Source organism: Brevibacterium gallinarum (assembly GCF_014836885.1).
Taxonomy (GTDB): domain Bacteria; phylum Actinomycetota; class Actinomycetes; order Actinomycetales; family Brevibacteriaceae; genus Brevibacterium; species Brevibacterium gallinarum.
On the sequence record NZ_JACSPY010000011.1, the window covers coordinates 82,481 to 96,191 of the forward strand.

The following is a 13,711-nucleotide window of genomic DNA, read 5'->3' on the forward strand; positions in this document are numbered from 1 at the left end:
GGCGATGAGCGACACCCCCGAGACCAGCCCAGCCAGCACCTCCCAGGACAGCGCTGGTGCGGCCGGCCTGGGGCGGGTCGTGATCGGCGGATCCAGCGGCTTCATCGGCCGCCACCTCGTCGAGAGGTATCGGGCCCGAGGCCGGGAGGTCGTCACGATCTCCCGGTCAGCAGCCGACCTCACCTGGGATGACACGGACGGGATTGCCGCCGCTGTCGACGGTGCCGGGCTCGTCATCGGGCTGGCCGGCAAGAGCGTCGGCTGCCGCTACACGGCGAAGAACCGTTAGGAGATCTTCACCTCACGGCTGGCGACCACCACGGCCCTGTCCGATGCGATCGCAGCCGCACAGAATCCGCCGCCGCTGTGGATCAACGCCTCGACCGCAACGATCTATCGTCACGCCGATGACCGGCCGATGACCGAATCCGGCGGCGAGATCGGTGAGGGCTTCTCCGTCGACGTCGCCCGAGCCTGGGAGCGCGCACTCTTCGCCGCCGACCTGCCGGCCACCCGCCGGGTCGCCCTGCGCACCGCGATCGTGCTCGGACGCGACACGTCCGAGGCTGCCAGCAGCTCCGGGACCGCCGGCAGCTCAGGAGCCGGCCGCAGCTTAGGGGCCGGCAACCGCAACGGCGCACTCGGCCCGCTCATCAACTTAGCCCGCATCGGCCTCGGCGGCGCCCAGTACGACGGCCGCTGGCCGGCGACGCCCGGCCGCCGGCGCGCCGGCACCGCCCACACCTACGGCACACCCGGTGCCCGGCAGCGGTTCAGCTGGATCCACCTCGACGACGTCGCCGGCATCATCGACTTCCTCGAAGACCATCCCGAGCTCGACGGTCCCATCAACGCCGCCGCCCCGAATCCCTCGGACAACCGCGGCTTCATGGCAGCACTCCGGCGGGCCTGCGGGATGCCGGTCGGCCTGCCGGTGGCGCGCTGGATGCTCGAGATCGGCGCGATCGCGATGCGCACTGAGACCGAACTCGTGCTCAAGAGCCGCTGGGTGCTGCCCGAACGGCTGCTCGCCGCCGGCTACGAGTTCGCCTACCCGGACCTGGACTCCGCCGTCGACGACGCCGTCAACGGCTGACCGCGCCGGCCGGGCGAGGGAAGGTGTCAGGCCGGGGCAGCGCCAGGGGAGTGCCCGGCTCAGAGGGCGAGGATGAGCACGCCGAGGATGCTGAGCACGCTGGCTGAGACGATGTCGAGGACCATATCGGCCCGCGGGGTGCGTAGCAGTGTTGAGACCCGGTCGGCGACGAGCACGAGACCGGCAGCGTAGAGACCCAGGCAGCCGACGATCGTGCCGACGACGATCGCATAGTCGAGCAGCGCCGGATCAGCCGGGATGAACGTCGGCAGCACCGCGAGGAAGAACAGCCCGGACTTCGGGTTCGTCAGCGCGGTGAACAGGCCGGTGGTGAAGCTCGACAGTGCTGAAGGGGTGCGCAGGGAGGCGTTGACCTCTCCCAGATCGAGCGCGCCGGTCGAAGCGGTCCCCGCCGGTGCCCCGATTCCCGCACCGGCGGCCGCGCCCGAGGCGGTGGCTGCGGTGAGCATGCCGCCGCGGCTGCGGGCTCGGCGGGTGGCCCACCAGCTGCGCAGCAGCGGGTAGGCGGCCTTCGCGCCGAGGAACAGCAGGTAGATTCCGCCGACGGTCTTGACCGCAGCGAGCAGGGCGGGTTCGCGCTGCATGATCGCGGCGACGCCGGTGATCGCCAGCACTGCCCACACGAGTGCCCCAAGCGCAGTCCCCGTTGTGCAGAAGAGGCCCGCCCGCCGGCGCAGGGCGCCGTAGCGGAGGACGAGCATGGTCTCGGGACCTGGCGTCACGGAGATGCCGACCGAGGCGGCGAAGAGCGCGCCGAACACGGTGAGAGTTACGAGAACCTCCTCTGAACAACGGGGACTGCATCCTTTGTGAGCGCCGGCCATGCACTCCTACATGCAGTGCCGACAGGAACATTGTGGAACCCGCAATCATCAGGCACAAGCAGAGAAACGCTGATAACCATTCGGTTTTGCCTACATGTCGGTTAGGCTGTGCGCATGCGCTCCTGGGACCTCAACCGGCTCCGCATCTGGCGGGCCGTCGTCACCGCCGGATCCGTCGTCGAGGCCGCCGCCAACCTCGGCTACCGGCCGGCGACGATCAGCCAGCACATCGCCACCCTCCAGCAGTCGACCGGCCTGGAGCTCTACCGGCGGGCCGGGCGCGGCATCGAGATCACCGAGGCCGGCCGCAAACTTGCCGAGGAGGCGGCCAAGATCCTCGACCAGGTCCGCCGGCTCGACGGCACCGTCGATGACATGACGTCGTCACCGGATCCGCGCATCGTGTTCTCCGGGTTCACCTCCTTCCACGAGACCCTGCTGCCACCGGTCGTCGACTCCGTCGTGCGGACCTTCCCGACGATCCGCTTCGAGATCCTCGACAATGAGCGCGACTCCGCCCCCTCCCCGCGGCTGCCGGACATCGAGATCCGCAGCGAGGCCGGCTTCGCCACCGCCACCGAGCTGCCCGGCACCATCCGCACACCGCTGTTCGACGACGAGTTCCACCTCGTCGTGCCCACCAGCCACCGCCTCGCAGACGCCGGCGAAGTGCCGCTTGCCGAGATCTCCGAGGAGCGCTGGATCGACGCCGAATCCCGCGCCACCGCCGGAATGAGCGCGATCCGGCACGCGTGTGCCGCCGCTGGGATCGCCCCGCGGGTCATCGCCCGCTCCGAAGGCCACTACGCAGCGCTGGCCCTCGTTGCCGCCGGCCACGGCATCACCCTGCTTCCGGCTCTGGCCGTGCTCAGCCTGCCGGCTGGGCTTACGAGTGTGGCGCTGACCCACCCGGTGCCCTCCCGGCGGGTGTGCATGCACGTCGTCGAGCAGTCCGCCCACCTGCCGCACATCAGCTTCACCGCCGATGAGATCATCGCCCAGGCCGAGGGCTTCGGACTCGTCTGACAGAACGCCGCCGTGTGCCAGGACGGTGACACCGACGTCACCGCGGTGACGCAGACGGCGGCCACGCTGGAGGCATGAGACTGACCACCTGCCTGCTCGCCGTCACCGCGATCGCCTGCCTCGCCGGCTCGCTGACGATGCCGGTGCTGCGCTATGCGAACCGGGACTTCGCCCGCCACGACATCTTCATCGCCACCGGTGAGGCCCCGGCTCTGCCGCTGCTGGCCGTGCCGGTCTTCTTCATGGCCGCCGTCGTCATCGTCGCTGCGCTCTCCGGTGCGCACACCCGGGAGGCCGGGGCATTCGGTCTCGCCGCGGGCGCCTTCCAGCTCCTCGGCATCGGCGAAACGATCCGCGTGCGGCGCGACCACGTCATCATGTGGGACGGCATCGCGCCCAACGGGGAGCCCATCGGCGGCACCGAGCAGCCTGAGCTCTGGTGGGGGCTGGCGTTTGCCGCAGCGGCCGGTTTCGCTCTTGTTGCCGCTGGCATTGTGCAGATCGAAGAGCATCGCTACCGCGCGCCTGAGCAGCGCCACGGGCCGTGACCGCGCGACCGAGGCGGTGCCCGCCTGCGCCTGTGTCGGAACCGGCACAGCGGCGTCACCACCGGCACGCTGAGTCATCAGAGGCTGGAGATATGAGAACGACAACCCGCGTCCTGACCGCCGTGACGGTCGCACTGTTCGCTGCGGCCTTCTGGGTGCCGGTGTTGCGCTTCACCGACCGCAGATTCAGCTCCGATGACATCGGCCTCATCTCCGCAGCGACAGCCGGTGAGCTCTCACCGCTGATCTTCCTCGGCGTCCTCGCCGCAGTGGTCCTGTGCTTCTGCGCTTTCACCGGCATGCTGCCGCGGGCGGGCGGCTGGATCGGGCTCGCCGGCTGCGTCTGCATTGCCGCCGGGGCGGTTTCGGTGCTGTCGAACCTGTGGATGTTCGGCATCCTCTGGGACGGCGTCACCGCTGACGGGATGCCCACCGGCGGGATGATCCTGCCCGAACCTTGGTGGGGCACGGCACTCATCGCAGCAGCAACGCTGATCCTGGCGCTCGCCTCGATCCTGCAGCTGGTGGCGGCCCACCGCAGCAGGCGCGCCCAGGCCCGGCGGGCTGACCCGGCACCGGCAGGGGAGGAGTCTGCATCATGATCATCGCCTCACGTGTGCTCTCCATCACCGCGCTCGTGCTGCTGGCAGCCACGATCCCAGTGCCCGTGCTGCGCGTCGAGGACGCGCACTACGACGACCTCGCCGTCAACGTCGTCACCGCCATCGGTCTCTCACCGCTGGCCGCGCTTCTCGCACCTGGCATACTCATCGTCGTGCTCGTGGTCATCCAGTCCTTCGCCGGCTGGCGGCCCGGCATCTGGGCGTGGATCGGCTACATCGGCGCGCTCTTCCTGACACTCGGGGCATTCGGTGCCTTCACCGGGGACAACCGGCCCTCGCTCATGTGGGACGGTGTCGACGATCAGGGCCGGCCGACCGGCGGCATGGAAGTCCCCGAACCCTGGCTCGGCCTGCTGCTCATCGTGTGCGCCGCCGGAGTGCTCGCCCACGCCGCGACCCTGCAGCTGCTCGCTGCCCGGCAGGCACCACCTGCCGCTGCGAACCCGGATCCGGCATGAGGGAGAACGCCCGCCTGTGCGCGATCGCCGCACCCCTGCTGCTCGGCCTCACCATCGGCTTCCCGGTCTACGAGTCAGCCGAACCTGGTTTCGCCATGCTCAACTCCAACGTCCTCCAGGCCTCTGATCGTTCGATGGCCACATGGTTCCTCCGGCCGGGTGCGGTCATCAGCGTGCTCATGGCCATCCAGTCGCTCACCGGCTGGCACCCGCGCGTGTGGGGATGGATCGGCCTGGCCGGCAGTGCCTGCCTGTTCACCGGCGCCGTCGGCGTCGTCACCGCCGAATGGCCGCACATCATGTACGACCACATCATCGACGGCGAGCTCGTGCCCCACGGTCCGGTCCAAGCTGAGCCGTCATGGGGTCTGCTGCTCGTCCTCGCCGCAGCCGTCTCTCTGGCCGTCTCCTCGATCCTGCAGCTCGTCATTGGCAGGCGCCGCGCTGAGCACGCGCACTGGCTTCCGCCAGCTCACGCCACCGTACCGCGGGCCCGGCCAACGAGAGCACTCACCAGCGCGGCGACTTCACCGGTTGCCTCGGCCCAGCTCCAGCCTGGCACCCCGTGCCCGAGGTATTCCTCCCGTGCCCGTGCCAGCAGCCTGCGCTGGTGGTCGGGCAGGAGCGCGCCCACCGCCTCGGCAGCGGCGTCCTTCGACACGATCCGACCGGTCTCGGCGGTGATGACGATGCGGGCCAGGGTCAGCAGCGCATTGCGCTCATCCCCAGCGGCCGCAGCTGCCACGGCCGGTGCGAGGTCGGCGGCGGTGCGGCGCAGCAGTCCATCGGGCACCGGCGGCAGCAGCTCAGCAAGCGGGCGCCCGCGCAGCACTCGGTGATGGGCGGCTGCCGTCGCGGCGAGGATGATGAGATCCGCATCCGGCGTGGGCGCGGGGAGCAGGCCGTCGGCGATTTCGGCGCGCAGCCATTCGCCGTACTGGAAGTCGATGACCGGTGCGCTCGCCCAGGAGTCTGTCTCCGGGCGGACGATGCTTGTCAGCTCCACCGGCCGGCGAGCCGCCGCCTCGGGAAAGGACCCAGCATGCCCGGACCAGCCGGACGTCTCCAGCAGCACCGCGACGAGGTCGCGGCGTTCGGACGCGGTGAGGGAGCGCGCTGTGATGACGAGGAGGTCGATGTCGCTGCCGGGTCGCAGGCCGGTGCTGGCCGCCGAACCGTATAGGTACACGCCGAGCACCCCACCGGGATCGGCGGCATCGAGGTGGTCGAGCGCAGCAGCGGGCACACAGTCCATGCCCCAACGGTAGTGGGCAGCGGCAGCCGATGACCGCGATTCCTCGGATAAGCTGACGGACATGGAAAACACCTCGGCAACGACGCCGACCCCTGAACCGAGCACCCCCGTCCACGAACCGCCGAACAGCGGCACCGAACTCGAGGTCCTCACCGGCTTCATCGACTCCGCCCGCAGCGTGCTGCTGCGCAAGACCGAAGGACTGTCCGACGCGCAGCTGCGCACCGCACTGGCACCGTCGACGATGACCCTGGCTGGGATACTCACCCACATGGCCTTCGTCGAGGACTACTGGTTCGGTTTCCGCGTCGCCGGCCGCGCACCCAGCGAGCCCTGGGCCACCGCACCCTGGGAGGACAACGACGACTGGGACTGGGACCTTGCCGCCGACATCCCCACCGCCGAGGCGCGGGCCCTGTTCGAGGAGACCGTCGCCCGTTCGCGTGAGATCACCGCAGGACTGGGCGACCTGTCCGTGCCGGTCGCCAAGCCGGCAGGCGAGGGCGAACCGTGGAACATGCGCTGGGTGCTCGTGCACGTGATCGAGGAGTACAACCGTCACCTCGGCCACGCTGACCTCATCCGCGAACACCTCGACGGGTCCACCGGCGACTGAGCCGCCAACCGGAAACGAGAGTTCTGCTCGCTGGCTGAGCAGGCGGTGAGAGCGATGGCCGGGGCCTGCGATACCCTGGAGGCGTGAGCAGCGAAATCGAAATCGGCAAAGGCAAGCGCGGCCTGCGGGCCTTCTCCCTGGATGACATCGCGATCATCCCGGCCAGGCGCACCCGCGACCCGCAGGACGTCTCCCTCGAATGGCAGATCGACGCCTATCACTTCGACATCCCGTTCATCTCCGCCCCGATGGACTCTGTCGCCTCCCCGGCCACGGCCATCGCGCTCGGCAAGCTCGGTGGGCTCGGCGTCCTCGACCTCGAAGGCGTGTGGACCCGGTACGAGGACCCGCAGCCCTACCTCGATGAGATCGCCACGCTGCCGGCTGAACAGGCCACTGAGCGGATGCAGCAGATCTACGCCGAGCCGATCAAGGAAGAGCTCATCACCGCCCGGCTCGCCGAGATCCGCGAAGCCGGCGTCACCGTCGCCGGCGCCCTGACCCCGCAGCGCACGCAGGAGTACTGGCGCACCGTCGTCGACGCCGGCGTCGACCTGTTCGTCATCCGCGGCACCACCGTTTCGGCCGAGCACGTGTCCTCGAATGCCGAGCCGCTCAACCTCAAGCGCTTCATCTACGAACTCGACGTGCCCGTCATCGTCGGCGGCGCTGCCACCTACACCGCTTCCCTGCATCTCATGCGCACCGGTGCTGCTGGTGTGCTCGTCGGTTTCGGCGGGGGAGCAGCCGCGACCACCCGCCGGACTTTGGGCATCCACGCTCCGATGGCCACCGCGCTGGCAGATGTGCACGCCGCCCGCCGGGACTACATGGACGAATCCGGCGGCCGCTACGTCCACGTCATCGCCGACGGCGGACTCGGCACCTCCGGCGACATCATCAAGGCCTTCGCGATGGGCGCCGACGCCGTCATGCTCGGCTCCGCCCTCGCCCGTGCCGAAGAGGCTCCGGGCAAGGGCTGCCACTGGGGTGCTGAAGCCCACCACAGCCAGCTGCCGCGCGGACGCCGCGTCGACATCGGCACCGTCGCCCCGCTCGAACAGCTGCTCTTCGGCCCCGGCCACACCGCGATCGGCGAGGTCAACCTCGCCGGAGCGCTGCGCCGGGCGATGGCGACGACCGGCTACCTGGACCTCAAGGAGTTCCAGCGCGTCAACGTCGTCGTCTCCCCGTACCAGCCGCAGAACGCCGGTTTCTGAGCCGCCGGTCTGCCGCCGGGCCGTTCGATCCGCATGCTCCGACTCGCCTTCACCCCGCGCTGGATGGGCTTCCTCGCCCTCGTCCTGCTGCTCGCCACCGCCTTCGTCGGGCTGTCGTACTGGCAGCTCAACCGTGCCCAGCACAAGAACGACGCGCTGAGCTCCCAGGACATCGAAACCGTCAAGGACTTCAACGACGTCGTCGCAGCCCAGGTCCCGCAGCCGGGCCTGGTGGCTGATCAGCGGGTGACGCTCACCGGCCACTACCTGCCCGATGCGCAGGTCGCGGTCACCGGCCGCTACCACGACGGCACGGAGGGCTTCTGGGTGGTGACGATGTTCGTCCCCGACGATGCCCGATTCGGTGAGGCCGCAGAACTGCCGGCCGCCGCCGAGGCGGATGAGACCCGCCCGATCGCCATCCCGGTGGTGCGCGGCTGGGTGGAGAGCGAAGAGGCGGCGATGAGCTCGCGCGCCCATGACGGCCCGGTGGAGATGACCGCCCGGCTCGGCCCGATCGAAGGACCGGAATCGACCAAGGGACTGCCGCCCGGGCAGGTGCGCACCGTGTCGACCTCCCAGCTGGTCAACCTCTTCGACATATACACCTACTCCGGCTATCTGTTCCCCGAACAGGACACCGGGCCCGGCGCCTCGGCAGCGGTCGACGGCCTCACCCGCGTGCACCTGAGCGCCGACGAATCCGGCGGCTTCGACCTGCAGTCCGGCGTCTACGCCCTCGAATGGCTGTTCTTCGCCGGTTTCGCCTTCTACATCTGGTGGCGGCTGCTGCGCGACGCCCACCTCGCCCAGCAGCGCGCGGCGGCGGGGAAGACAGTAGACTATGTGGTCGTCAAGCCCGCCGGAGCCAAGGGAACCGGCCAGGCCGCTCCGCCTCAGCAGCACCCGATGAAGGACACCGATGGTCACTGACCCCCATGATGCCCGCCAGCACCCCGACGACGCCCGGCCCGACCTGTCCGATGACAACGTCTGGCTCTACAGCCGCTACACCTCAGCGCTCAACGCCTCGCGCTTCTACCGGGTCATGGCGATCATCACCGGCATCCTGCTGCTCATCCTCACCGTCGAGATGGTCTACAAGTACATCATCGTCGGGCTCATCATGAACGGCGACGTCTCCCAGGCGCTGATGATCGGAAACTTCAACCTCGCCGCCGCGATCGCGATCAGCCACGGCTGGTGCTACGTCGTCTACCTCATCTCCTGCCTGTGGCTGAACCAGACGATGCGCTGGAAGCTCAGCCGGCTGCTGGTCATGGCGCTGGCCGGCGTCGTACCGGTCATGTCCTTCATCCTCGAGCGCCGCGTCCACCACCGCGTCCAGGACGAACTCGACGCCGCCGTCGTCGTCGCCCCTGTCGAGGGCTGATCCCGCACCCGTCAAGCACATAGGATTGAGCACATGACCCAGACTCCCACCGCCACGCAGGTGCCACCCGTTCTCGTCGTCGATTTCGGCGCCCAGTACGCCCAGCTCATCGCCCGCCGCGTCCGCGAAGCCGGCATGTACTCCGAGGTCATCCCGCACACCGCCAAGGCCGCGGAGTTCGCCGCACGCAAGCCTGTGGCGATCGTGCTCTCCGGTGGGCCGTCCTCGGTCTACGGTGAGGGAGTGCCCGCACTCGACACCGAGGTCTTCGACCTCGGGGTGCCGATCTTCGGGATCTGCTACGGCTTCCAGATCATGACGACCTCGCTCGGCGGCACGGTCGCCAAGACCGACCGCCGCGAATACGGCTCCACCCAGCTGACCGTGACCGAACCCGGCACCCTGCTGGCCGGGCAGCCGGAGACCCAGACCGTGTGGATGAGCCACGGCGACTCCGTCACCGAAGCCCCAGACGGCTTCACCGTGCTGGCCTCGACCGCCGGCGCCCCGATCGCTGCGTTCGAGAACCTCGAGCGCCGCTTCGCCGGCGTGCAGTGGCACCCGGAGGTCATGCACTCCGCATTCGGCCAGGAGGTGCTGCGCAACTTCCTGTACCGCGTCGCAGGCTTGAGTTCCGACTGGTCACCGGCCAGCGTCATCGACGAGCAGGTCGAGCTGATCCGCCAGCAGGTCGGGGACAAGAAGGTCATCTGCGGCCTGTCCGGCGGCGTCGACTCGGCAGTCGCCGCGGCCCTGGTGCACAAGGCCGTCGGCGACCAGCTCACCTGTGTCTTCGTCGACCACGGACTGCTGCGCCAGGATGAGCGCACCCAGGTCGAGAACGACTACGTCGACGCCACCGGCATCCGCCTAGTGACCATCGACGCCTCCGAGCAGTTCCTCGGCCAGCTCGCCGGCATCACCGACCCGGAGGACAAGCGCAAGGCCATCGGCCACGAGTTCATCCGCACCTTCGAAAGCGCTGCCGCCGACCTCGTCCTCGAAGCCCGCGAGACCGCCGCCGACGGATCCGGTGAGGAGATTGAGTTCCTCGTCCAGGGCACCCTGTACCCCGACGTCGTCGAATCCGGCGGCGGATCGGGCACTGCCAACATCAAGAGCCACCACAACGTCGGCGGCCTGCCCGAGGACCTGCAGTTCAAGCTCGTCGAACCGCTGCGCGCCCTGTTCAAGGATGAGGTCCGCGCCATCGGCCGCGAGCTCGGTCTGCCCGAGGTCATCGTCTCCCGGCAGCCGTTCCCCGGCCCCGGCCTGGGCATCCGCATCATCGGCGAGGTGACGAAGGACCGCCTCGATACGCTGCGGAAAGCCGATGCGATCGTCCGCGCCGAACTCACCGCTGCCGGCCTCGACGCCGAGATCTGGCAGTGCCCGGTCGTGCTGCTGGCTGACGTCCGCTCCGTCGGTGTGCAGGGCGATGGCCGCACCTACGGCCACCCGATCGTGCTGCGCCCGGTCTCCAGCGAGGATGCGATGACTGCGGACTGGACGCGCCTGCCCTACGAGCTGCTCGCCACGATCTCCAACCGCATCACCAACGAGGTCGAAGAGGTCAACCGCGTCGTCCTCGACGTCACCTCGAAGCCGCCGGGCACCATCGAGTGGGAGTGAGCCGGCCCGGCCGGACGGCCGGTGCCGGTGGGCTCCAGCAACTCGCTGGTGTGCGCGAGCGCCAGCGCAGGGCTCGTTCGGCTGTGCCCGCCGCACAGAATTGAACGGTGTTCAGCTATGGTGTTCTGGTTTGCATCCTGACTGAGAACAGACTGGAGTCTCCATGACCTCTCCTGCCGCTTCCGGTGCCTCCGAGGCAGCCGGCACCCGCCGACCGGCGCGCCGCTTCACATCGACCGACATCGCGCTCATCGCGGTGTTCGCCGCACTCATCGCCGCCTTCGCGATGACCCCGCCGATCCCGGTCGGCAACGTCGGTGTGCCGATCACCCTGCAGACCCTCGTCATCGGGCTGACCGGGCTGACACTCGGCCCGCTGCGCGGCTTCCTCGCCACCCTGCTCTACCTGGTGCTCGGGCTCATCGGACTGCCGATCTTCGCCGGCTTCTCCGGCGGTCTCGGCGTGCTCGCCGGGCCGACCGCCGGCTACCTCATCGCCTTCCCGCTCTTCGCGCTGCTCGCCGGTGTCGTCGCCGGCTGGGCGGTCAAGCGGATGACCGGCGGCAGACTGTGGGCCACCCTGTTCATCGGCGGGCTGATCGCCAGCTTCCTCACCACCCACCCGCTGGGCATCCTCGGCATCTCGATCAACGCCGGCATCCCGCTCTCGGCCGCGTTCGTCGCCGACCTGCCGTACTGGCCCGGCGATGTCGTCAAGAACATCGTCGCCGCCTCGCTTGCCCTGCTCATCCACCGCGCCTTCCCGACCATCCTCGTGAGGCGCTGACCAGATGACCGACGGACATACCCCGGCACCCGGGCCCAAGGACAGGGCCCGGGCCGGCGTCGTGTTCGACGATGTCGCCGTCACCGTCGAGGACATGGATCCTGCCAGCAGCCGGCTGCGCACCCGCACCCTGCTCACCGACCTCACCCTGACGCTGAGGGAGCAGCGCATCAGCGTCATCGGTGCCAACGGCTCGGGCAAGTCGACATTCCTCCAGCTCATCAACGGGCTCACCGCACCCACCCGCGGGCGTGTGCGCTTAGGTGAGCTCGACACCGTCGACGACGGGGCGGTAGTCCGCCGGCAGGTCGGATTCGTCTTCTCCGATCCGGCCGCCCAGCTCGTCATGCCGACCCCGATCGAAGACGTCGAACTCTCCCTCAAACGCCGCCTGCGCGACACGACCGCCCGCCGGCAGGCAGCCCTCGAAGCCCTCGCCGAGTTCGGGGTCGAGGACCTGGCCGAACGCTCCATCTACGAACTGTCCTCCGGCCAGCGCCAGCTCGTCGCCCTGGCCAGCGTGCTTGCGGTCTCCCCGACGGTGCTGGTGCTCGATGAGCCGACGACGCTGCTCGATCTGGCCAACCGGGAGCTGCTGCGCGCCACGCTGGACGATCTCGCCGCCCGCCGCGGCGTCCAGCTCATCGTCTCCACCCACGACCTCGACTTCGCCGGTGATGCCGAACGCACCCTGGTGCTCCATGACGGCCGGATCGTCGCCGACACCGCCCCAGCCGAGGCGGTGGCCGCCTACCGGCAGCTCATCGCCGCCACCGTCTCGCAAGCTCGCCGGACCACCGGCGGCAGGCCCGCCTCGGGCGAGGAGCAGCGATGAGACGGCAGTCGCGGTTCTTCGGCACCTATGTGCCCACCGGCGGCTGGCTGCACCGCACCCCGGTGCTCCTCAAACTCGGGGCAGTCGCAGCGATCAGCATCGTCGTGCTCGCCCTGCGCAATCCGGTCGTCGACGCCTGTGTCTTCGCAGTCCTGCTCGCCTGCGGGCTGACTTCGCGGCTGCGGCTGGGCCAGGTCCTCTCCCCGCTGCGGGCGATCTGGATCTTCGTCGCCCTCATCATCGCCTTCCACCTCATCTTCAGCGATGCCGCCCACGCGCTGGTGATGGTGTCGAAGCTCATCGTGTGCGTCCAGGCCGCCGGCCTGCTCATGTTCACCTCGTCGATCAGCCAGCTGCTCGAGGCCTTCGCCGTCCTCGTGCGTCCGCTGCGGTTCCTCGGCGTCGATGCCGAACGGGTTGCGCTGACCGCTGCGCTGACGGTGCGCTCGATCCCGTTCATGGCCCAGCTCGTCGGACAGTCGGCAGATGCTGCGCGGGCCCGCGGGTTGGAGCGCAGCATTCAGGCACGCTCAGTGCCCGTGGTGCTCGGTGCGGTGAAGTTCGCTCAGGACACCGGCCGGGCACTCGACGCCCGCGGACTCGGGGACTGAACCACCGCCTCGGGGATGGTGGGGAAGCTGTCGGCCAGGAACTCAACGGCTGCGTTGAGGGCGGTGTGTATGCCGATGTCATTGCTATGGAAGAAGGATCGGGCTCGGCTGGTCAATTGCCAGCACGGTGTTGGCGTATGTCTGTAGATCTGCCGCTTGAAGTTCTTGAATTCTCGAGCTCACAGCGATGTGACTGGCCCGGGCGATTGCAATCGTGAGCTTGTGGTGGTTTCTTTGTGAGTACTCTTATCTGAATCTGCGAACGATACCGACGACACCGCCTGTGGCGACGACAACCCGAGACCGATGATGACCGTCGTTTGCGGCGAGAAGAACACCAACGCTGCGGCAGAGATTCCAGCGCTGATTCCATAGCCAACTCCGCTCAGGGAGTAGAGCAGGGCGAATCCCACGACATGAAGATCAGGATGGAGCCGCTCTCGAAGGGACAGATTCCTTGCCACGATGCAGACTGACTGTCCGATACCCACTGCACAGAGCAGTCCGATGAGCAGCGGAGGGGCGTCGACATAAGCTGAAAGCCCCACCGCCAGCAGCAGGATGACGATCGCCGTCCAGCTTTGAGCAGTGTATGTGCCAGGCACGTCTGTAACGCCATACAGGATTGCTCCCACGACGCTTGCCGCTGCCAACACGGAGAGCAGAACACCAGCCTCCGAAGGATCTCTTTGGGCTGTGTCAAGGAATGTGGACAGTCCCTACGAGTTTTCCTTCTCTGCTCAGGCCGCCTGGACGAGGTCTTCAG

The 13,711-nt window shown here is 68.7% G+C and carries 15 protein-coding genes and 1 pseudogene; 13 read left to right on the forward strand and 3 right to left on the reverse strand.

Annotated features, from left to right (window positions below; translation table 11 throughout):
- Positions 1-4 precede the first annotated feature (4 nt).
- A pseudogene (locus H9634_RS11170) lies at positions 5-1,096 on the forward strand (epimerase).
- Positions 1,097-1,155: 59 nt separating this feature from the next.
- Here H9634_RS11170 and H9634_RS11175 read toward each other — a convergent pair.
- Positions 1,156-1,878: a LysE family translocator gene (locus H9634_RS11175; RefSeq protein ID WP_191726722.1), complete on the reverse strand. Its 723-nt coding sequence runs from the start codon at positions 1,876-1,878 to the stop codon at positions 1,156-1,158.
- 177 nt (positions 1,879-2,055) lie between these two features.
- Here H9634_RS11175 and H9634_RS11180 point away from each other — a divergent pair, with 177 nt between their 5' ends.
- The 4 genes from H9634_RS11180 (at position 2,056) to H9634_RS11195 (ending at position 4,596) form a co-directional block, all read left to right on the forward strand.
- On the forward strand, positions 2,056-2,967 hold the full coding sequence (locus H9634_RS11180) for a LysR family transcriptional regulator (protein ID WP_191726723.1): 912 nt from the start codon (positions 2,056-2,058) through the stop codon (positions 2,965-2,967).
- A gap of 74 nt (positions 2,968-3,041) precedes the next feature.
- On the forward strand, positions 3,042-3,515 hold the full coding sequence (locus H9634_RS11185) for a hypothetical protein (protein WP_191726724.1): 474 nt from the start codon (positions 3,042-3,044) through the stop codon (positions 3,513-3,515).
- Positions 3,516-3,607: 92 nt separating this feature from the next.
- Positions 3,608-4,117 carry a hypothetical protein gene (locus tag H9634_RS11190; protein ID WP_191726725.1) on the forward strand — a complete coding sequence of 170 codons (510 nt, stop codon included), beginning with the start codon at positions 3,608-3,610 and terminating at the stop codon, positions 4,115-4,117.
- Positions 4,114-4,596: a hypothetical protein gene (locus H9634_RS11195; RefSeq protein WP_191726726.1), complete on the forward strand. Its 483-nt coding sequence runs from the start codon at positions 4,114-4,116 to the stop codon at positions 4,594-4,596. The genes H9634_RS11190 and H9634_RS11195 overlap by 4 nt, the downstream gene beginning before the upstream one ends.
- Before the next feature lie 472 nt (positions 4,597-5,068).
- Here the strand turns inward: H9634_RS11195 and H9634_RS11200 are convergent, their stop codons facing one another.
- Positions 5,069-5,851, reverse strand: a complete 783-nt coding sequence (locus H9634_RS11200; RefSeq protein WP_191726727.1) for an aminoglycoside adenylyltransferase domain-containing protein — start codon at positions 5,849-5,851, stop codon at positions 5,069-5,071.
- 61 nt (positions 5,852-5,912) lie between these two features.
- Here H9634_RS11200 and H9634_RS11205 point away from each other — a divergent pair, with 61 nt between their 5' ends.
- The 8 genes from H9634_RS11205 to H9634_RS11240 all read left to right on the forward strand — a co-directional run bounded on the left by H9634_RS11205 (position 5,913) and on the right by H9634_RS11240 (position 12,945).
- Positions 5,913-6,467, forward strand: coding sequence for a DinB family protein (locus H9634_RS11205; protein WP_191726728.1), 555 nt, complete (start codon positions 5,913-5,915; stop codon positions 6,465-6,467).
- Positions 6,468-6,550: 83 nt separating this feature from the next.
- Complete coding sequence (locus H9634_RS11210) at positions 6,551-7,687, forward strand: GuaB3 family IMP dehydrogenase-related protein (RefSeq protein ID WP_191726729.1); 1,137 nt, start codon at positions 6,551-6,553, stop codon at positions 7,685-7,687.
- Between the two features lie 33 nt (positions 7,688-7,720).
- The gene (locus H9634_RS11215) at positions 7,721-8,620 is read left to right on the forward strand and encodes an SURF1 family protein (protein ID WP_191726730.1); all 900 of its coding nucleotides are present in this window, start codon (positions 7,721-7,723) and stop codon (positions 8,618-8,620) included.
- The gene (locus tag H9634_RS11220) at positions 8,610-9,080 is read left to right on the forward strand and encodes a DUF3817 domain-containing protein (protein ID WP_191726731.1); all 471 of its coding nucleotides are present in this window, start codon (positions 8,610-8,612) and stop codon (positions 9,078-9,080) included. The genes H9634_RS11215 and H9634_RS11220 overlap by 11 nt, the downstream gene beginning before the upstream one ends.
- Positions 9,081-9,113: 33 nt before the next feature.
- On the forward strand, positions 9,114-10,712 hold the full coding sequence (gene guaA / locus H9634_RS11225; RefSeq protein WP_191726732.1) for a glutamine-hydrolyzing GMP synthase: 1,599 nt from the start codon (positions 9,114-9,116) through the stop codon (positions 10,710-10,712).
- Between the two features lie 163 nt (positions 10,713-10,875).
- Positions 10,876-11,499, forward strand: a complete 624-nt coding sequence (locus H9634_RS11230) for a biotin transporter BioY (RefSeq protein WP_191726733.1) — start codon at positions 10,876-10,878, stop codon at positions 11,497-11,499.
- Positions 11,500-11,503: 4 nt separating this feature from the next.
- Positions 11,504-12,334: an energy-coupling factor ABC transporter ATP-binding protein gene (locus H9634_RS11235; RefSeq protein WP_225210860.1), complete on the forward strand. Its 831-nt coding sequence runs from the start codon at positions 11,504-11,506 to the stop codon at positions 12,332-12,334.
- On the forward strand, positions 12,331-12,945 hold the full coding sequence (locus H9634_RS11240; protein ID WP_191726734.1) for an energy-coupling factor transporter transmembrane component T family protein: 615 nt from the start codon (positions 12,331-12,333) through the stop codon (positions 12,943-12,945). The genes H9634_RS11235 and H9634_RS11240 overlap by 4 nt, the downstream gene beginning before the upstream one ends.
- A gap of 179 nt (positions 12,946-13,124) precedes the next feature.
- On the opposite strand, the gene H9634_RS11245 is transcribed toward H9634_RS11240, so the two are convergent.
- Positions 13,125-13,580, reverse strand: a complete 456-nt coding sequence (locus H9634_RS11245; protein WP_191726735.1) for a hypothetical protein — start codon at positions 13,578-13,580, stop codon at positions 13,125-13,127.
- Between the last annotated feature and the right edge of the window lie 131 nt (positions 13,581-13,711).

Excerpts from the sequence above, each read along its gene's own strand:
- H9634_RS11200 (WP_191726727.1), bottom strand. The coding sequence starts at position 5,851 with ATGGACTGTGTGCCCGCTGCTGCGCTCGACCACCTCGATGCCGCCGAT.
- H9634_RS11185 (WP_191726724.1), top strand. The coding sequence starts at position 3,042 with ATGAGACTGACCACCTGCCTGCTCGCCGTCACCGCGATCGCCTGCCTC.
- H9634_RS11205 (WP_191726728.1), top strand. The coding sequence starts at position 5,913 with ATGGAAAACACCTCGGCAACGACGCCGACCCCTGAACCGAGCACCCCC.
- H9634_RS11220 (WP_191726731.1), top strand. The coding sequence starts at position 8,610 with ATGGTCACTGACCCCCATGATGCCCGCCAGCACCCCGACGACGCCCGG.
- H9634_RS11235 (WP_225210860.1), top strand. The coding sequence starts at position 11,504 with ATGACCGACGGACATACCCCGGCACCCGGGCCCAAGGACAGGGCCCGG.
- guaA (WP_191726732.1), top strand. The coding sequence starts at position 9,114 with ATGACCCAGACTCCCACCGCCACGCAGGTGCCACCCGTTCTCGTCGTC.
- H9634_RS11190 (WP_191726725.1), top strand. The coding sequence starts at position 3,608 with ATGAGAACGACAACCCGCGTCCTGACCGCCGTGACGGTCGCACTGTTC.
- H9634_RS11195 (WP_191726726.1), top strand. The coding sequence starts at position 4,114 with ATGATCATCGCCTCACGTGTGCTCTCCATCACCGCGCTCGTGCTGCTG.
- H9634_RS11230 (WP_191726733.1), top strand. The coding sequence starts at position 10,876 with ATGACCTCTCCTGCCGCTTCCGGTGCCTCCGAGGCAGCCGGCACCCGC.
- H9634_RS11215 (WP_191726730.1), top strand. The coding sequence starts at position 7,721 with ATGCTCCGACTCGCCTTCACCCCGCGCTGGATGGGCTTCCTCGCCCTC.
- H9634_RS11180 (WP_191726723.1), top strand. The coding sequence starts at position 2,056 with ATGCGCTCCTGGGACCTCAACCGGCTCCGCATCTGGCGGGCCGTCGTC.
- H9634_RS11240 (WP_191726734.1), top strand. The coding sequence starts at position 12,331 with ATGAGACGGCAGTCGCGGTTCTTCGGCACCTATGTGCCCACCGGCGGC.